Raw genomic sequence first — 20,128 nt, forward strand, 5'->3', positions numbered from 1 at the left:
AGCTACGGCCGGACCCGGCCGGACGGTTCACCCGTCCTGCCCGGGGACGCGGCGGGTCGGCGTGAGGGCGGCGAAGATGCCGTCCTCCAGGTTCTCCGGGTTCTCCGGGTTTTCCGTACTCTCCGGGTTTTCCGTGAGGTCCGGGGTCTCCGTGAGGTCCGGGGTCTCCGGGACGTCCGGCAGCGGCTTCCGGTTCAGCTCGGGGTCCGACGGGCCCGGCAGGTCCGAGTCGACCGAATCGGTGTCCGAGTCGTCCCCCGGCCGTGAGCCCGGGAAGCGGTGGAACTCCTCCTCCTCGCCGTCGTAGGGCCGCGCCGTCCACCAGGAGACGCCCGACGCATCGTGCGGGTGCAGGACCTCCGGCAGTTCCAGCGGCTCCGAGTCGTACCCGCCCCGGTACGACGGGGCCGTCACCCACGACTCGTACGACACCTCCTGCCGGTGCTCGCCCGACAGGTCCTCCGCCACGGTGACGGACGACTCCTCGACCGGCAGGACCGGCCGTCGGCGCGGGGCGCGCAGCGACGGCCCGATGCCCGGCAGCCAGCCGTCGGTCTCCTGGAGCAGGTCCGGCGTGTCGTCGGACAACCCGTTCCGCGACGACAACGACTCCGACGTCGTGGTCTCGTCCTCCGAGATCTGCCACCGCTCCGACGTCGGCACGTCCTCCACCGTCCGCACCTGCGGCGGGACCTGCTTCGGCGGACCGGCCTGCTCCGTGGTCGTGTGCTGTTCTTCCGGCTCGTTCTTCACCGGCGCCCGCCGCACGGGCGGGGTCTGCACCGGCGGGATCTCCACCGGCGCCCGCCGCACCGGCGGGGTCTGCACCGGCCGGGTCCGCACCGACAGGTCCTCCCCCGCGTCGCGCGGGGGCGGTCCGACCCGGAACCTGCGGATGCCGCCCGAGGAGTGGACCGGCTCGGACCCCTCCGCCCGCGCCACCGGGGCCGCGGTGGCCTGGATGACCACCTCCACCTCGTGCGGCGACGTGCGGAGCACCTCGCGCAGCCTCCGCTCCAGCCGGTCGGTCTCCCGGCCGGCCCGCTCCGCCGACACCTCCAGGACGATCTCGACCCTCCGCGGCCCGTCGCCCTCGGCCTGGAGGACCTGCCGCCGGACGTCGGCGAGCAGCCGGTTCATGTCGCCGGCACTGCGGGCGTCGGCCGCCAGACGGATCGTCGGGTCCTCCCCGGCGGCCGGCTCGCGCAGGCTCAGGTCCACGGGCTGGTGGGGGCCCGGGGCGTCCCACCGCGCGTTCACGTCGGCCGCCGACAGGTCGAGGTCCTCACCGACGTGCGCGGCCAGCTCCTGGAGGCGGCGCCGGTCCTCCGCCGCCACCGGCCGGCCGTCGAGCACCCTGCGGAGGTGGTCGAACGCGCCGCCGGAGGACTCGTCCTCGGCGAGGTGGAGAAGCCGGTCGAGGCCCCGCAGCCACCGCGCGGCCCGGTCCCCCTCGGTGGTGAGCGACCCGGCGAGCAGTTCCCGGGCGATGTGGCCGACACCCAGGATCCGGGCGCGGTCGGCCGGGACGTCCGGGTGCAGTCCCAGCGCGGCCGCCACCGTCACCACCGCCGTCTCCGGCGCGCCGTGCAGGCGGAGTTCACCGTCACGGGCATCCTCGTGGAACCGCAGATAGCCGCCGGACGGCACGTCCGTGTCGCCCTTGACGTGCTCGACGGGGATGTCGATCTCGATCGCCATGAGCTCCTTGCGGGCCAGCCTCTGCTCGCCCCTGTGGTAGGTCACCTCCACCTCGGCGAAGCCCTGGTAGCGCGCCGTGTCGGTCTTGATCTTGGCGTTGTTCACCAGCTGGCCGCCCTCACCGGTCGCGAGGTCGGTCCGGTGCTGGTAGGCGCCGTCGAGGTAGCCGCCGCCGCGGCCGCCGACGAACTCGTGGAGGTCGCCCTTGGCCCCACCGGTGACCCGGCCCGCCAGTTGGACCGTGCGCTGGGCGTTGACGCCGTCGGTGACCGCGGTCGTATTGGTCGGGTTGGACTCCGACTCGGCGTCGGTCCTCAGGAAGTCCAGCTGCTTGATCTTCACCCTGACCTCCACCCTGACGTCGCCGGCCAGGTCGGTCGGCCCGATCAGGAGCGTGGAGTTCCCCGGGCCGTTCAGGAGCGTCGGCTCCCCGGCCTTCGGGGCCTGACCGGCGCCCTCGGGCCGAGTGGCCGAAGTCGCCGGGGTGACCGGGGTGAGCGGAGCCAGCGGGGTGAGCGGGGTGCTGAGGCGGCTCGCCAGCGCCACCGGGTCGATCATCCGGTTCACCATGCCCCGGACCCGGTCCCAGGTGCCCGGCCCCAGGAACTCCTCCGCGCCCTCCGTCAGTTGCCGCCGCGCGTCCGGCCCCATGCCGACCGCGCGCACCACGTCGGTGTCGACCAGCCCGTGCGTCCACACCCGGTCCGGCGGGATCCGCACGACGCCGCTCCCCGGCCCGTGATCGGCCAGCGCGCGCAGGGCGGCCCCGCGCGGCGCGGTCGCGGAGTCGAAGACGTTGCCCGGGTTGGGTGTGTTCCCGGCCGGCGCCTGCGCCCGGGTCTCGGCGATGTCGATGACCGTCTCCATGCCGACCGGGCGCCGGAAGTAGGCGTGCTTGGTGGCCATCACGAAGGGGGGCTCGGTGCCGACCGGCTCCTTCCACTCGACCCGGAAGTGCAGGTCCGCCAGTCCGGTGAAGATGCTCGCGTTCTTCGGCTTCACCTTGGTGGTGTTGCCGGAGCCCGCGCGGTTGGACCAGGTCTCCTGGGTGTCGTGGCCGGTCGACCCGGTCAGCGACCCGCCCGCGTACCAGGGGCCGCCGGAGACCCCGACCGTGGCGCGCAGCTGGTGGCCGGAGCCCGTGCCGCCGCCCGTCGCGCCGTCGGCCGCCGAGTGGGTGTGCTCGGTCTGCGTGCCGGTGTTGAACTCGGTGGTCGTGGTGCTGCCGGTGTGGGCGAGCCTCCTGACGGACGCGCCGATCCGGATGGTCACGCCGCCGTCGGAGACCACCAGTTCGCGGCCCGACATCATGGCCTTGAGCTGGTCGTGCAGGGTGTTCGGGGTGAGCACGTCGTAGAGCTTGTGCCGCAGGTCCGACCGGCCCAGTCCGTCCAGCCACTTGACGAGGTTGCGCCCGCCGAACTCCCCCGGGTCGCCGGCCCCGCGCAGGACGGCCTTGCCGAAGTCGAGCGGCTTCGTACCGGTCCGCGCGCCGTCCGGCACGAAGACGTCGGTGATGACGTCGGAGGAGCCGAGCAGGTGCGTCTGCCAGATGCGGTCCGGGACGGCCCGGGGTGCCTCGACGGTGCCGTACTGCGGGGTGACGACCTCCGTCTTCATCGTGATCGGTCCGAGTTTCGTCGTGCTGGGGATCAGGCCGCCCGTCCAGCCGCGGATCTCCACCTCGAACACGGCGTCGGCGTCGGACACGGCGGCCCGCGAGACGTTCTTCGCCCGGTTGACGACGCTGCCGGCGGTCTCCAGGGCGATCCCCGTCGCGGAGTCCCGGCGGTAGGAGTAGTCGACGGTCAGCGCGGTCTTGCCGTCCCTGCCCGGCTTGCCGGTCAGCCCGACCGTGCCGGTGGTGCGTTCCCGCTCGTCGTACGACACGCCGTGGCCGGTCCGGTTCTGCGTACCGACCTCGATCTCGGCGTCGTTCACCTCGCGGCGCAGCAGGGGGGCGTCGTTCAGCCTGGCCCGGACGAGGACCTCGGCCGACCAGCCCGGCCCCCCGACCGGCACCTTGAGCACCCCGCCCCGGGTGAGCTGGGAGAGGTTGGCCTGGAGCGTCTTCGGCCCGAGCTCCTCGGCGAGGGTGCGCTCCAGTTCCCGGGTCACACCGCCGCGCACGACGAAGCGCTTCTGCAACGCGTCGCGGACCTCGCTGAGCAGCTGTCCACCGCCGCTGCGCCCGTCCTCCAGTTCCTTGAACGAGACCACGCTGGAGGCGCCGAGCTCGTTGCGCGGCAGGACGGTCCGCGTCTCCGTCTCCGCGGCGGCCTTCGGGGACCGCACGCTGAACTCGGTGCTGACGTCCCCGGCGACCTCGTGCGACGCGCCGCGGCCCTCCAGGGTCACCGTGAACCTCACCGTCCCGCGGTGGATGTTCTGCGCGTCACGGATCTTGCTGTTCCCGTAGAGCTTGTCCGCGGCGGAGTCGCGGGAGCCGACGCGGGCCCGCTCCTGGAGGCCGAGGTCGGTGTTGCCGTAGGGCGGGTTGTCGGCCACCGGGAAGGTGACGCCGCCCTGCTTGACCTTGTGCTTCCCGCTCTGCCGGCGCTCGGAGCCGAACGTGCTGGTCTCGTTCTGCCGGCTGAGGTCGGCGTTGTTGCTCTGCCGCAGGAACTCCGAGTCCGTGAGGGTGGCCCGGATGGTCACCTTGAGGTCGCGTCCCAGCGCCGCGTCCTTGAGCACGCCCGGCTTGCCCTGGTCGAAGGAGTTCAGCTCGAACTCCTCCCCGCGGGTCATCGCGCTGAGCCGGGACGCCAGCGCGGGCTGGGTGACGAGCTGCATCACCTCGTCCCGGACGTCCGGCCACAGGCGCCCGTAGTAGTTCTTTCCGGCCCGCTCCAGGTCGGCCCGCAGCTCCCCGACGGAGCCGAGGTCACGGACGACGGTGGACTCCGGCAGGAGGCTGCCCGTGAGCTCGTGCTCCGACGCCGGCCGCGCCTGCGCGTCGGTCCGCGGTGTCGTCCCCGGCGGTGCCGCCGGCGGCACCGCCAGGTCCGACTGGGGCATCAGCGTGCGGAACCCGACCGGTACCTCGACGACGTCGCCCAGCTGCCGGTCCCCGTCGTGGACCACCACTTCCAGGTAGCCGTCGCCGTCGAGCATCGCCCCCGGCTCCTTGGTCTTGGTGGTGACCGCGGTCTCCAGCGTCCGGCCCGAGATGTGGATCGAGTCCGAGCCCTTCCGGATTCCGTAGGCACCGCCGACGTTGCGGTCGTCGGCGCCGAGCCGGCCGCCGCCCTGGAGCTGCCAGAGCCCGCTCAGGACCTTCCGCTTGAGCCTGGTCGTCACGGAGCCCGCGCCGGTGTTGAACTCGGTCTCCTTGGTGAGGGCCAGCAGGTTCAGCTCGCGGCTGGCGGCCTTCACCTCGATCCGCACGTCGCTCCCGGGGATCCGCAGGACGACGGACTCGCCGTTGGTCATGCCCTTGAAGTCCTGCTGGAGGCGCTGGTAGCCGAACTCGGCCACTAGCCGGTCGGACAGCGTCGCGGTGTCGCCCTTGAACGCCGCCCGGACGTCGGCGTGCCGGGCGAGCAGGTCGACGACGCCCGCCATGACCTGCCGCTGGACGGGCCGGCCGGGCGGGGTGTTCAGTTCCTGCAGCTCCACGCTCCCGCCCGCGTCCTCCCCCGGCGCCGGGCGCAGCCGCGGCAGGCCCTTGGCGTGCACGTCCAGCATGACGTGGGACAGGTGCAGCCTGGCCTGGGTCCGGTGGCCCTCGGCGAAGTTCTCCGGCCAGGCCTGGTGGCCGGGATCGGCGTCCCCGGCGGAGGCCCGGGTCTCGCGCTGCGGGATGCCCACCTGGACCGGCGTCGCCAGGACGTTCCCGGCCGTCGGGTCCAGCCGGCGGGAGAGGTCCTCGGTTCCGCGCCGGCCGGTCGGCTGGTACCCCACCTCCAGGAGCAGCCTCCCGTCGAACATCTCGGTGACCTCGGTGGTCTTGGAGCGGGAGAAGAACCGCGCCCGGGTCGTCAGCCCCTCCCAGGACGTCAGGTCGCCCTGGACCCCGCCGGAGCCCTGGATCCGGAAGAGCTTGAAGAAGTCGAACCGCCCCTGGAGGCCGAGGCCGAGCCGCTTGCGCCCGCCGCGGGTCGTGCCGAGCGTCACGATGCGGTCGCTGCCGCCCTCGTACTCGAACTTCGCCTTCGCCTTCTCCTTCGCCCGGTGCACCAGGTCCGCCACCTCGCCGCGGACGGTGACGGTGCCGTGCCGGGCGTCGGTGCCGACCGGGATGTGCAGGACCTCCCCGCGGGAGAGGGCCGACACCTGGGCCCGCAGGCCGGAGTCGCTGAACAGGCTCTCGGCGAGCGTGCGGGCGAGCGCCTGCCGGTTGACGGTCTCCGGCGGGAGGACCTCGGCGATCCGGGCGGCGAGGTTGCCGACCAGCACGGAGTTCGGCTCACCGAGGCTGGTCACCATGTGCGAGCCGGAGAGCATGCCGGACTCGGTGACGGCGCGCGGGGGCAGCAGTGGCGCCCGCTCCTCGGCCTTGGGCAGGACCGGCAGCACGACGTCCTCGCCCTTGGGCGGGGCCGGGATCTCCTGGATCTCCGACTCCTCCTTGGGCTTGACCACGAGCTCCGTGTCGTCACCGCCCTTGGTCACCGGCCCGGTGTTCTCCTCCTCGGAGCGGACCAGCGGCGCCCGGGTGCCGGAGCCCTGCCCCTGCTTGCCGGACTCGGCGTTCTCCATCTCCTTGATCTGCCGCAGGATCTCCGGCATGTCCTCGTCGGACACCCGCGTCGTGGGCTCGCGCTTGTCGCGCACCGGGTGCTCGCGCACGTCCTCGCCGTCGCCGGCCGGCCGCGGGGCCTTGCGCTTGCCCGCCGTCTTCTCCTGGAGTCGCTGCCGCTCCTCCTCGGTCGGCTCCTCCTCCGACGAGTCCTCCTCGTCCCGCCGGCGGAGCCGCTCCCGCTCCTCGGCCTCCCGCCGCTCCGCCTCGCGTCGTTCCGCCTCCAGCCGCTCGGCCTCCCGTCGTTCCGCCTCCCGCCGCTCGGTCTCCAGCCGCTCGGACTCCCGCTCGGCCTGCTCCCTGCGGAGCCGGTCGAGCCGGTCCCGCTCCTGCCGCTGCTCGGCGGCGGCGACGGTCGAGTAACCCTCCTGCTCGCTGTGGTCGAGCGTGACCCGGCGGCCGTTCGCCGGACCGAACTCGGCGACCGTCGAACGGTCGCTGCGGACCTCCACGAGGGTGACCCGTAGGTCCAACGCGGCGGCCGTCAGCACGGCGAACGCGTCGCGCACGGCGCGCGGGTCGCGCACGGCGTCCCAGCCCTGCTCCCGCCAGGCGGCGATCTCCCGGTGGAGGTCCGCCACGAAGGCCGGCCAGTCCGCCACCTCCTCACCCAGCCGGCGGGCCCACGCCGCGTACAGCTCGTAGGCCTCCCTGCCCAGTTCGGGGTCCTGCCGGAACCGCTGCTCGACCAGCTCGCGCAGGGCCCGCTCCGCGCCTGCCGGGTCGCCGGCCAGCCGCGCGGCCTCGTCCGCGCCGAGCAGCCCGGTCAGCACCCGCGGATCGTCCTCGACGAGGGCGCGCAGCATCGGTGCGCCGCCCGCTTCCTCCTCCGGCCGCACCGCGTCCCGTGCGCGGGGAGCGCCGTTCTCGGCCGGGGTGGAGTGCTGCCGGGAGCCCTCCTGGCCCGGCTCGCCCCAGACCTCGGAGATCCGGCCGCCCTCGCGCCGGACGTGCACGGTGACGCCGCCGGCGGTGCCGTGCAGCACACCGTCGGCCGGCAGCTGCTGCCCGGTCCGTCCGGCGCGGTCGAGCACGACGCCCGCCGCGTAGCGGACGTCGTCGGCCGACCACTCGCGCGGCAGGCCGGGCCCGCGCGGGTCGTTCCAGGCACTCTCGGTGAAGTGCGGCCGGAGCGTTCTGACATCGAACTGCGGTACCACGGGTGGAAGTTGCTCCCCGGGCCGGCGCGGACCGGGCTCGCGCAGCGCCGCGGGGCCGGTGGTCGGCAGCACCCGGTCGGAGTAGGTGGTCACCGGTCCCGCCAGGTCGAACAGCTGCCGCAGCGCGCCGCCGGGCCGGTTCCAGCCGAACCCGGGCAGCAACTGGCCCACCAGCGTCGAGACGGTGGACCCGGCGGCCTCCTGCACGGTGAGGCTCCGGAAGGCGCCCGCGGGCTCGGCGACCGGGACGACGCTGACGTTGACCAGCAGCGGCTGCCGGCCGCGGTTGCCCTGGGCCCAGGCCTGCTGGACGTCCTGGTTCACCCGGTCGGTGAAGGCGCGGACCTGCTGCTCCGTCACCCCCTCCTGCGGGCGCACGTGCAGCGGGACGGCGATGTCGATGCCGTGCTGTCCGGAGTTGAAGAGCACCCGCCGGACGAGCAGCCGGCCCGTACCGGCGGTGATCTGCCGGGTGGTGCCGGTGGCGATCACCTGCTGCTGGTCCCACGTCTCCGTGTGGGCGCCGGGCTGGAGGTCGGTGGGCCGGTAGGCGAGGTGCCGGCCGTCGCGGCTGACGCCCTCGATGCGGACGCCGTCCGCCTCGCCGATCCAGCGGTAGGTCCGCTCGTCGATCCGGACCCGGTGGAAGGCCGCCGCGTGCGCGGACTCGACGGCGCGCAGCACGCCCGTGCGGGCCCACGCGCGCGGGAACATCGTGCGCACCGAGCTGCCCTGCGGCTCGAACCAGTGGTTGCGGAACTCCGAGAGCGGCGCGTCGGGGGCGACGGTCGCGTCGAGGAAGCGCACCCGGGCCCGGTAGGTGCCGTTGGCGTGCGGGGCGCCGCGCTCGATCACCTCGACGCCGCGCAGCCGGTGCCAGGTGGCGAGGTCGATGTTCGAGCGCGGGGCGAACTCCTGGTGCAGGCCGGTGAGGGACTGCCGGTCGCCGTAGTGGGAGACGTCCTGCGCCCGCTGCCCGTAGCGCAGCAGGCTGTCGGGCCGCGAGGGCGCGTAGTCGAGATCCGGGTCGCGCGGCGGCAGCGGGTCCAGGTCGGACAGGCCGTCCCAGGGCGTGGCCGTCCGGCGGGGGCGGGTCGGCGCGGCGGGCGGGGCCGGTGTCCCGGCCGGCTCCGGCTGGGTGTCGGAGGGCCGGAAGGACAGGAAGCGGTCGCCGTGCAGCTCGCCCTCGATGCGCACGCCGGCGTACTCGCCGGTCCAGCGGTGGCGTCCGCCGCCGGCCGGGACCACCGTGTTGTGGCGCAGCGCGTCGAGGTAGGCCTGTTCGGCCGCGTAGACCGCGTCGTCCTCGGTCCAGTTGCGCGGGAACAGCCGTCGCCGCCGGGCGGTGTCGGTGGTGAGCAGGTCGCCGGCGGCGCTGCTGGTGCGGACGTCGGCCGAGCGGCGCGGGCCCGGCGGGGCGGCCTCGTACTCGACGTGCAGCACGCCGTTCGGGTGCTGCTCGACGAGCCCGGAGGGCCGGCGGCGGTCGGAGCCGGCCGGCGGCAGCAGGTGGCCGCCCTCGGTGCGGCGGTCGCCGTACAGCGAGGACTGCCGGGCGTCCAGGTCGAAGGAGGCCCGGGGCGGCAGCGGCCGGCCGTCGGGGGCGAGGTGGGTGGAGGGGAGCCGGGACGGCTGGGTGCCGAAGACCTCGTCGATGGCGGCGCCCAGCTCGCGCAGGTTGCGCGGGGCCAGGGTCGGGACGGTGTCGACCCGCTGCGAGCCGATGCCGGCGAGCTGGTCGGCGGAGATCCGGCCGTGCTCGACCCGGTCGGAGCCCATCATCCCGGCGTCGGTGTAGATGGTGTGCCGGTTCTGGTAGCGGCGGTACTCGTCGTCGAGCCCGAGCAGGTGGCCGAGTTCGTGGGCCAGGGTGTCCGGGGTCGATTCGAGGGACCAGGTCTCGTTGTCCTCGTGGAGCCTGCGGCTGAACAGGTCGACGATGTGGATGTGGTGGTTCACGTCGGCCGAGTGGTCGACGAACTCGGGCCGCACCCGCAGCACATCGCCGTTGGGCAGCCGGTGGCCGGTGTTGTAGGCCTGGTTGACGCCCTCCCAGACCCGGTCGATCACCTGGCCGATCTGCTCGTCGGTGAACTGCTCGACGGGGGCGTCGTAGCCGTAGCCCTCCTCGATGCCCGCCTCGGCCGGCTCCCGGCGGATGTGGATGCGCACCACGATCTCGGTGGCGGGGTCGCCGTTCTCCAGGAAGCCGCGGCGCACCTCGTAGCCGCGCAGGTAGGAGGCCGAGACGGAGCGCCGGAAGGCGTCCAGGGGTTCGCGGACCTCGCGCGCCGCGGTGATCTGGGCCAGCTCGGTCTCGGCGGGGTCCACCAGCATGGTGAGGTCCTCGCCGTGGTCGGTCTGCGCCGGGGAGGACTCCCGCTCGGAGAGCATGTCGGTGTCGTGGCCCGCGGTGTCGTCCCGGTGCGGGCCGTCGTCGGTGATCCGCACCACCGCCTCGCTGTCCGGGCCGTGGTGCGTGGTGTTCCCCTGCTGGTCGGTCACCTCCAGCCGGACGTGCAGGGCGTGCGCCAGCACCGGGGCGAGCGCGTCGCCGAGCCCGGCGTCGTGGGTGCCGTCCGAGGCCACCAGGGCGTGCCGCAGGCCGCGCAGCTCCCGGGCGGTCGCCAGGTCGGGCGGCAGCCCGGGGCGGAAGGCGGTCAGCACCTCGGCGGGCAGGTCCTCGGGCCGGGTCCGCTGGAGGTACTCGGCCACCTCGGCGGTCAGCAGCCGCAGGACCTCGGGCCGCCCGGTGCCCGGCGGGAGGCCGTGGTGCGCGAGCAGGGCCCCGACCAGTTCGGGCGAGGCGTCCGCGACGGCGTCCAGCAGCGGGTGGCCGTCCGGCGGCGTGAGGTGCGCCGCGGCGGCGGGGGTGATGGCGGGAGACGGGGCGGTGTCCACCGCGATCGGCGGGACGTGCAGCTGCGGCAGGTCCCGCTGGTCGCCGACGCCGCTGACCAGGACGATCCTCCCGTCCACCACGTGGACGGCGAGCTCGACGCCGCCGAAGGAGCCCCGGACGACGTCGGTCACGGTGGTGCCGTGGCGGGCGTCGTGCGCGTCGAGGAGCTGGACCGCGGCCCATCGGGCGTCGCGGGCCGTCCACTCCCGGGGCAGGCTGTGCTCGACGGGCAGGTGACGCGGATCGACGGCGAGGGCCTCGGGGGTGAACCGCTCGTCCAGGCGGCGCAGTTGCAGCGCGGTCTGCTGGTCCCAGCCGGGCAGCACGGCGGGCGGGTCCTCGCCCGGCCGGTGCGGTCCGGGTTCGCGCAGGTCGGCGGGGACGCGGGGGGCGCCCTGCTGGGCGACCAGGTCCGCGAGCGGGGTGGTGAAGTCGTTCAGGGCGTCGGTGATCCCGTGGAACACGTGCTCACCGGCCTGGACGGCCAGCGGGCCGAGGACGTCCGTGGCACCCGACACCGCGTCGGGGCGGACGAACGCCTCGGAGAAGACGTCCGGACGGCCGGGGGCGAAGTCCAGGACGACGGCGATCAGCCTCGGCGGCAGCCCGTTCGCGTCCGCGGTCTCCAGCACCCGCTGCTGGACGTAGGCGTTCACCCGGCTCTGGATCTCGTTCTCGGCGAAAGCCAGCTGACGGGACGTCAGCCGACCCTCGGCGACCGTGCGCACGGGGACGGTGATCCGCAGGCCCTCCTGCCCGGAGTCGAACAGGACCCGGGAGACGGCGAGCGGGCGGTCGCCCATCCAGGTCACGGTGTCCGGGGAGGTGCGAAGCACCCGCCGCTGGTCCCACTCCGTCATGGGCTGGGTGTCGGTCGGGCGGTGGGCCAGGTGGGCACCGTCGCGCGAGAGGCCCTCGATGCGGACCCCGTCGGCCTCGCCCACCCAGTAGTACGTCCGGCCGTCCGCCAGGTACACCCGCTGCGCGGCCGGGACGCCGTCGTGCGCCTCGTCGACCCGGGTCAGCAGTTCCTCGGCCCGCCAGTTCCGCGGGTACATGGTGCGCCCGCTGCCGCCGTCGGCGTTGCCGCGGAAGCGCCAGCGGGTCGGGAACTCGGCGAGCGGAGAGTTCGGCGCGACGGTCGGGTCCAGGAAGGCCACCCGGGCGCGGTAGGTGCCGTTGTGGATCGGCGGGGTGGTCTCGACGACCCGCACGCCGTGCGCCCGGAGGGTGTTCGCCGGGTCCGCGACGTGGTCCGGGTCCAGTTCGTGGTGCAGGCCGGTGAGGTTCTGCCGGTCGCCGTAGCGGACGATGTCCTCGGCGCGCTGGCCGAACGTCCCGAAGCCCTGTCCCGGGTCGTCGGGGGCGGGCCGGTGCGGGGCGTTCAGCGGGGGGTCGACGTCCGGTTGCCGGTCCGCCGGACGGAACGACAGGAACCGGTCGCCGTGGACCTCGCCCTCGATCCGCACCCCGGCGTACTCGCCGGTCCAGCGGTGGCGGCCGCCTTCGAGCGGCACCACGGTGTCGTGGGCCAGCGCGTTCAGGTAGGCCTGTTCGGCCGCGTACACCGCGTCGTCGCCGGTCCAGTTGCGCGGGAACATCCGGCGGTGGACCGGCGCGGTGGTCAGCAGGTCGCCGGCGGCGGAGAGGGTGTCCACCTGCCGGGCCCGGGGGACGGCGGGGGACGCGGAGAAGTCGGCGACCACGACGCCGTTGCGCTCCACCCGGACCACCCGCTCGGGCGCCGTCCGGTCGGAACCGGCGGGGGGCAGCAGGTGGCCGCCCGGGTTGCGGGTGTCGCCGAACAGCGCGGACTGCCGGGCGTCCAGGTCGAAGGCGGCCCGGCGCGGCAGCTCGTGGGTGTTCGGCGGCGTCTGCACGGGGCCGAGCGCCTGCTCGATGACCGCACCCAGTTCGCGCAGGTTCCGGGGCGTGAGCGCGAACCGCATCGGGGTGCCGTCCGGGGTGACGCCGGCGTCCATGTCGACGCGGGCCCGGTCCTGGGCGGCCAGGGTGCCGGCCATCAGTCCGGCGTCGGTGTGGACCGGCCGGGGGCGGACCTCGTAGGAGACGGGCACGGGGTTGCCGGTCTGGTCGGGCACCTCCTCGTGGAGGCGCCGCTCCCGGTACTCGTCGGGGAGGCCGAACAGGTGGCCGATCTCGTGGCCCAGGACGGGGCCCTCCGAGTCCAGGCCCCAGAGGTCGTTGTGCTCGCGGACGTCGCCGTCCAGGACACGGACCTCGTGGTGGGCCCGGGCCGGGTCCTCGACGAACTCGACCCGCACCACCAGGACGTCGCCGTCGGGCAGCCGGTGCCCGGTGTTGTAGTACTCGTCCACGCTCCGCCGGGCACGTTCGCGCAGGTTGTCCAGGGCCTCGGTGTGGTCCTGGCCGGCCGGCAGCTGCGAGGTGTCGAGGTGGATGCGCACCACGGCCTCGACCGCCGGGGTGCCGTCGAGCAGGAAGCCGCGGGCGGCCTGGAAGCGCCGGTGGTGGGTGGAGGTGCTGCTGTGCAGCGCCGGATCGGTGGGCGCGGTGATCTCGACCGGGTCGAGGACCATCGCGAACCTCAGGTCGGGCGCCGGCGCCTCGTGGGCCGGGCGCGGCCCCGCCGGTGCCTCGTCCAGGTCCATGAGCAGCTCGGACTGCGTGTCCTGGTCCCCGGAGCGGCTGCCGGAGCCGTCTTCGGAGCCGTCCTCCCAGCCCATGTCCTCGTCGTCGGAGGACAGCATGAGGTCCAGCGAGTCGGTGGAGGACATGGACTCGTCGGCGTCCGAGTACAGGTCCATGTCCTCGTCCTCGTCGGAGCGGAGGCGGCCGTTCTGCGAACCGTCGCTCCCGGAGCCCTCGTCCGACCCGGGGAAGTGCGGCAGCACCTCGGTCTCGCCGGTGCGGTGGGCCGGCCGGCCGGCGCCGCGCTCGGGGATCGGGACGGCACGCTGGGGCGGCGGAACGTGGCCGTCCGCGACCGTGAAGTCCACGATCCGGCGGCTCCAGTCGCGCACCACCGTGATCTCGACGCCGGCGAACTTCACCCGGACCTGCGAGCCGCCGTCGTCGAGCGCGGTCTCGTTCCCCAGCGGGCGGCCCGCGTAGGCCGCGTAGAGCCTCTCCCCGGCCGTCCACTCCTCGGGCAGGCCCCGGCCGGCCCCGGTCCGCAGCGGGCCGACCTCACCCGGGGGCACCGTGATCGTGGTGAGGTCGGCGACGACGGCCGGGCGCCGGCCGGCTCCGGGGGCCACGGGCTCGGTGAGCGGGGCGGAGTTGCCCCGCACCCGGCCGCCGGGCTGGGTGTCCGCCGGGCGGTGGATCACGTGCCGGCCGTCCCGGGTGATGCCCTCGATCGTGACGCCGTCGCCGGTGCCGGTCCAGTGGACGGCACCGTTCACGACGCGGTCGTCGGCCTGGTTGCGGGTCGCGTACGCCGTCTGGACGGCGTCCTGGATCCGCCCGGCCCGCCAGTGCGACGGGTAGAACATGGTCGACGGGTGGTCGGCCCGCCGGAACCAGCGGGAGGGGAACTGCGCCAGGTGCGCCCTCGGGGCGACGAACGGGTCGAGGAACCAGGCGGTGGCGCGGTAGGTCCCGTTGGGGTTGGAGTGGAACGAGCGGTTCCCGATCCTGACGCCCGCCCGGGCACCGGCGCGCTCCACCTTGGTGAAGCCCCCTTCCTGGGGCCCGCCGAGGTCCGGTTGGTGGTGGAACCCGGTGAGGGTCTGCCGGTCGCCGTAGCGCACCAGGTCCACCACCCGCTGCCCGAAGGCGTCCGGGAACGGGTGCCACGGCAGGTGCGGGGCCGGACCGAGCCCGCCCTGGTCGTCGGCCGGCCGGAAGGAGACGATCTCCGACACCTCGACCGGGCCGTCCGGCCGCTGCTCGGTGCGGACCTCGACCCGGCCCTCGATCCGCACCCCGCCGTACTCGCCGGTGAACGTCCAGCTGCCGGGGCGCAGTTCGGTGAAGGCGGGGGTCTTCTGGCGGCGGGCGTGCTGGTAGGCCTGCTCCGCCGCGTAGACCGCGTCGTCGGACGACCAGTGCTCCGGGAACATCGTGCGACCGCGGTCCACGGGCCGGCCGGCCGGCCCGAGCGCGAGATCGCCGGCCAGCCGGTGGTGGACCGTCGTCGCCTCGGGGGCCCGGCCGTCGAGCACCCGGAAGGTGCCGTTGCGGTTCTCCGACCCCGCGATCCGCTCCGGCCGCGGCCGGTCCGAACCCGGCGGCGGGAACAGGTGGCCGCCGCCGTCGCGCCCGGTGCCGTACAGCGCGGCGCGCCGGGCGTCCTCGTTCACCCGCGGCCGCGGCGGGTGGGTGCCGCCCGGGGCGGGCCCGCGGTCGGCACCGAACGCGGTGTCGATCACGGCGCCCAGCTGGCGCAGGTTCCGCGCCTTCAGGACCGGCCGCGGGTCCTCGTGGTTCTCGGTGCCGGGCGGATTGTCGGTGTCGAGCTTGGTCCGGCCGAAGCGGTCACGGGTGGTGGCGCCCATCATCCCGCCGTCGTCGTGGACCGCCCGGACCCGGCCGGGGCGGGAGAGCTCGCGGTACTCGTCCGGCAGCCCGAGCAGGTGGCCGACCTCGTGGACGACGGCCTTGGCCGGGGTGTCCAGGCCCCAGTTGAGGGCGTTGGGCCGCGGCTGCGTCGGGTGGACCTGCACGGTGTGGTGCGCTTCGCCGGGGGTGCGCACGAACGCGAGCTTCACCCGCAGCCGGTCGCCGCTCGGCAGCCGCTGGCCGAGGTCGTAGATCTCCGCCATCCCGGCGCGGGCGTTCTTGGCCAGGTCCTTGAGGCCGTCCTTGGTGGCCCGCTTCGCCATGTCCAGGTCGCCGGTGTCCAGGTAGACCTTGACGGTCACCAGTGACTCGGTGTCACCGTCGGCGAGCCTGACCCGGCTCACCGAGAAGCGCTGGAGCCACCGCTCCTCCAGGCTGCGCTCGAAGGGGTCCGTCGGCGGAACGACCTCGCGGGTCGCGAGCACCCGGTGCTGCTCCGGCGCGGGCTTGGTCAGCTGCTCGGGGAGGCGCTGGTCCGGCTGGGCCCAGAAGTCGGTGATCCGGCCGTCCTCCACCCGCACGGTGAGCTTCACCCCGGCGAACGCGCCGTGGCGCAGCGTGGGCGCGGCCGTGCCGCCGTCCGGCACCGGGCCGACCGGGACGCGGGCCGCGAAGCGCGCGACCACGCTCGCGGCGTACCGGGCCTCGTCGGCGGTCCACTCGCGCGGCAGGTGGCGGCCCTCGGTCGGGCGGTCCCACGCGTCGGCCGTGAAGAGCGCCCGCACCCCGTGCAGCATCGTCTCGCCGGACACGGTCTGCGGCGGCGCCGGCGCCTGCTGCCGCACCGCGGCCAGGACCTCGTCCAGGCCCGTTGCGGTCACGGCCTCGTGCAGCCGCGGCACGGCCTGCTGGAGGGCGAAGCCCTGGCCGGGGACGTAGTGGACCTCGGTGGCGTCGTCGTCCCGGGTGAACCTCAGCCCGAGTTCCACCCGGGTGGTGCCGTCCTGATGGCCGGCCAGCAACCGGCCGGCGGCCCGGTGCAGCTCGATCTGGGCCCGCGTGAAATCGGGCTGGGAGAGGTTCTCGGTGCCCCGCGGCCGGACCCGGGCGGTGAGCCGGACGACCTCCGTGCCGTCGGACATCAGGTCGCGGTGAACCGAGACCGGTCCGAAACCGGCCAGTTGCACCTCGGCTCCCCGGCCGACCGTCGCCGGCGTGCCGACGTCGTACCTCGGATCCCGGACCGACTGGTACGGGGACGGGCGGTGGCCCATGAGGCTGCCGTCCGCCAGGTACATGCCCTCGATCCACACACCGTCGACGTAGCCCAGCTTGAAGGTGACGCCGTTCTCGACGCGCACCAGCTGGGTGCTCCCGAGCGCCTCGTCGACCCGGGCGGCGAGGTGGGCCTCGGTCCAGCCCTTCGGGTAGTAGACGGTTCCGGGGTCGAGCAGCGACCGGCTCCAGCGCGAGGGGAAGGCCGCGAGCGGCGCGCCCGACTCGACCGAGGGGTCCAGCTGCGCCTTGAAGACGCGGACCGTGCCGTTGGGCAGGGTCTCCTGCCGCTCGCCGTCCTGGAGGGCGGGCGGGCGCCGCGGGCCGCCCTTGAGCGTGCCGTCGGTCTCGGTGGGCTGCCAGGCGTTGTGCCGGGCGAGCGGCGCGGCGGCGTTCGCCGGGGCCGTCGTGGTGGCGGCGGCCGGCGGCGGCACGGGGGTGTCGGAGCCCGGGGGTGCCTGCGGGAGGACCTCGTCGTCGGGGGTCCGGGGCGGTGTCACGGTGTCGTCGGCCGGGTGGACGACGGGCGTGTCCCGGCCGAGCAGCACCGAGGCGATGCTGCCGGTCTGCTGCGGGGTCCGGGGGGCGGGCTCCTGCACCTCGTGCCGGCCGGCGTCGTCGGTCCCGGCCGGCGGGCGCGGTGCGACGGGCGGCTTCGGGTCCGGCTGGGGGACCGTGTGGTCGCCGGAGGTGGTGGTGACCGGTGCCGGTCGGCCGCGATCGCCACCGGCGTGGGCCGTCGCGGTCGCGGTGGCCGTCGCATGGGTGACGGTGGTCGTGGTGGTGCCGTCGCCCCGGTTCCGGGGGGCACCCAGCCCGTCGCCGCCGGACTCGGTCGGCACGGGCGACGCCGGACGCTGCCGGCCCGGGGTGCTCTTCCGGGGCGCCTCCTGGCCCGGCGTCTCCGCGGGCCTCCGCTCCGGCGGCTTCTGGTCCGGCGCCTTCTGCTCGGAGTCCTGCGGCCGGGGCTTCGGCGCGGCGGCCGCGGTGCCCTCCGACTCGACCTTGGCCGGCGTCGCGGGGGCGATCCCGTCCCCGGCCTTCGCCCCGCCCTTCTTCGGCGTCCCGGTGGACGCCTCGTGGTCCTTCGGCACCGGGGTGTCGGGGCTGCCGCCGACGGTGCGGGTGGGCGTCTCGGCCGGCGACAGGTGGTCACCGCCGCCGCGCTCCTCCGCCAGGAAGTCGACGTAGGGCAGTAGTTGCTGCATCCACTCGGCCACCTCGTGGTCGGCCGGCGGGGTCTTGATGTCCACGCCCGAGACGTGCGACAGGCCCTTGGCGACGTCCTCCAACGAGTCGATCCGGAAGCTCTTGGCGAACTCGAAGGCCTCCGGGTGGCCCATCCGCGGCACCGGGAAGGGCACGATCTTGCCGGACGCCATGCTGGCGAGCGCGGCGAAGCTGATCGGGTGGTAGAGCGGGAAGTACTTGCCCGCTCCCTCCTTGACGGCCTGGAACTGGGTGCGCTGGACCAGGTCGGCGTAGCCGTGCATCAGCGGCGAGGTGCCGAGGTGCAGGACGTGGCCCATCATCGCGGTCATCATGCCGCCGACGAAGCTGCCCGCGGTGACGGTGAACTCGTGGTTCTCGCCGAAGATGAGGTTGTAGAAGCCCTCGCTGAGCACGTTCTGGGTGCCGGACTGGATGTAGTTGCCGAGTGCCAGGCCGAGCTGGAACATCTTGTTGCCCTGCGTCAGGCCGTCGGCGAGGTCCGGCAGGTGCTTGCCCAGCGCCTCGACCTGATGGGTGGTCAGACCCTTTCCGGCGTTGCGCTCCTGGGTGAGGATCTCGCCGAGCGCCTCCTTCAGGCCCTCGCTGGCCGCGCCCCGGGACAGCACGCTCTGCTGGGCCTTGCCCACCCACTTCTGGGCGAAGGCCTCGCCCAGTTCGCGGCCGAGCGCCGCCGCCTCCTTCTTCCCGAGCTGCTCGCCGAGGTGCTTGACGAAGGTCTTCTCCATCTCCTTGACGAAGATCCCGGAGAGCGTGCCCTTGCCGGTCTTCCCGAAGCCCGCCTGGAGCTGCTCGGCGGAGGCCTCCATCAGGTTGCCGAGGTCCCGGGCGAACGCCGTGGCCTGCGCCTTCTTCAGGGCCTCGTCGGCGGCCGCCTTCGAGGCCTCCTTGCCGATGGTGCCGAGGGTGCCCTTCTCACCGGACTTGGCGGCCGCCTCGGCGGCGGTCTTCAGCGTGCCCTTGAGGCTGTTCAGCTCGCCGCCGACCAGGTAGTCGCTGAGCTTGTCCGCCAGCAGCCGGCCTCCGCTCTTGCCGAGGAGCCGGCCCAGCAGCTTGCCCAGGCCCAGGCCGAGCAGGTCGAGCGGACCGCCGAGGATGCCGCCGATGACACCGAAGAGCACCGCCTGCTTGGTGTACTCCTTGTCGATCTCCTTGCGGTTGCCCTGGCCGATCTGGAGGTTCTGGATGATGCCGTCCATCAGCAGACCGCCCACGATGCCCGAGAAGGTGTGCATCGCGATGGTCTTGAGCAGGTACTTCATCAGGGCCGTGAGCGCGACCTTGGTGAGCAGCTTCTTGAGCACGATCCCGGACAGGCTGGTGCCGAAGCTGAACGGCGCCCAGAAGATCGCCAGTGCGATCTCGACCAGCAGCTGCACCAGCTGGGCGATCGCCATCCACTTGGTGTACTCGACCGCGTTGGCCACGTCACCGGCGCAGTCCGCCAGCGCCTTGGCGGTCTTGGCCGCTGCCGAGACGTAGTCCTCCCCGGCCTTCCCACCGGTGCCGGAGCGGCCGATGAACGCGTTCATCTGGTACGCGAACGTGGTGGCGGCCTGGCCCTTGAACTGCCGGGCACAGGCGATCGCCACCTTCTCGATCAGCGCCCGCAGCTCCGGCAGCTCCTTGTGCAGCTGCTCGTAGGCGTCCCGCACCTCACGCAGGTCCCCCTCCTTGATCTCCGGCCAGGGCATGCCGGTGATGATCGTGAAGAACCGTGCGGTCGATTCGTTGACCTCGATCGAGGAGTGCGCCACGGGAGCTGCCTGCCGTTTCCGGTTGTGCGTAGGGTCGGGCCGTCGGCTACGGGTGGATCAGAAGCCGTTGGCGAGGTCGTTCGCGTGGTCGCCGGCCCGGTCGAGGGTGACGGCGAGGAGCTCCCCGTTCTCGCCGACCGAACCCACGGTGGAGCCGATCTTCAGCAGCAGCTCGTAGAGGTTCTTGGTGCCGTCGTCGACCTGGGTGTGGTACTGCTTGCCGATGTCGTCGTTGCCGCCGACGCTCAGGTTGATCTCGTTGATGTGCTCGGCCTCGGTGGTGAGCTGGGCGACGAAGTCCTTGAGCTCGAAGAACTCGGCGAAGCTCTTCCTGAGCATCGCCGTCTTCGCAGTGGTGTTCGGCTCAACCACGGAACTCCTCCTGCCGGTCGGTCCTCTTCTTCCGCTCCTCGGCGTCGTGGCCCGGGCCCATCGCCCAGAGCGGTTCGAGGATCTCGTCCAGTTCGGTGCCGCCGGTCATCGAGAGCCGCAGGGTCTCGCCGATCCCGTCGAAGCGCGAGATGCGCTCGGCGACCTGCCTGCCGACGTCGGCCCGGGCCTCGTTGAGCACGTCGGTGAGGACCTTGGCGAGCTCGGCGGGGGCCATGTCGCGGTAGTCGTTGGTGTGGAAGGTCATCGAGACGACCTGGCCCTGCGAGCCGACCTTGACGGTGACCATCCGGTCCTTGGAGGTGACCGAGCCGGTGAGCTCGTTCATCTCCTGCTGCATGGCCTCCGCCCTGGCAAGCTCGGTCTGCATGTCCGCCATCGCCTGGGCGATCTGGTCCGCGAACGGGTTGCTCATGCGCTGCTCCTCATCTCTGCTCGTGGCCCGGCTGCCCTCCGGTCCGCCGGATCGGGCGGACCGGAGGGC

At 73.8% G+C, this 20,128-nt stretch carries 3 protein-coding genes; all 3 read right to left on the reverse strand.

Features of this window, described 5'->3' with window-relative positions; translation table 11 throughout:
* Nucleotides 1-27: 27 nt before the first annotated feature.
* The 3 genes from ACFVVU_RS28085 to ACFVVU_RS28095 are packed head-to-tail and all read right to left on the reverse strand — an operon-like array spanning nt 28 to nt 20,059.
* Nucleotides 28-19,254: an EndoU domain-containing protein gene (locus ACFVVU_RS28085; RefSeq protein WP_387793030.1), complete on the reverse strand. Its 19,227-nt coding sequence runs from the start codon at nt 19,252-19,254 to the stop codon at nt 28-30.
* Nucleotides 19,255-19,311: 57 nt separating this feature from the next.
* A complete protein-coding gene (locus ACFVVU_RS28090) occupies nt 19,312-19,626 on the reverse strand; it encodes a hypothetical protein (protein ID WP_380681948.1) in 315 nt (104 codons plus the stop codon).
* Nucleotides 19,619-20,059: a YbaB/EbfC family nucleoid-associated protein gene (locus tag ACFVVU_RS28095; protein WP_387793032.1), complete on the reverse strand. Its 441-nt coding sequence runs from the start codon at nt 20,057-20,059 to the stop codon at nt 19,619-19,621. The genes ACFVVU_RS28090 and ACFVVU_RS28095 overlap by 8 nt, the downstream gene beginning before the upstream one ends.
* Nucleotides 20,060-20,128: the final 69 nt, after the last annotated feature.

This window comes from Kitasatospora sp. NPDC057965 (genome assembly GCF_042887135.1).
GTDB lineage: Bacteria > Actinomycetota > Actinomycetes > Streptomycetales > Streptomycetaceae > Kitasatospora.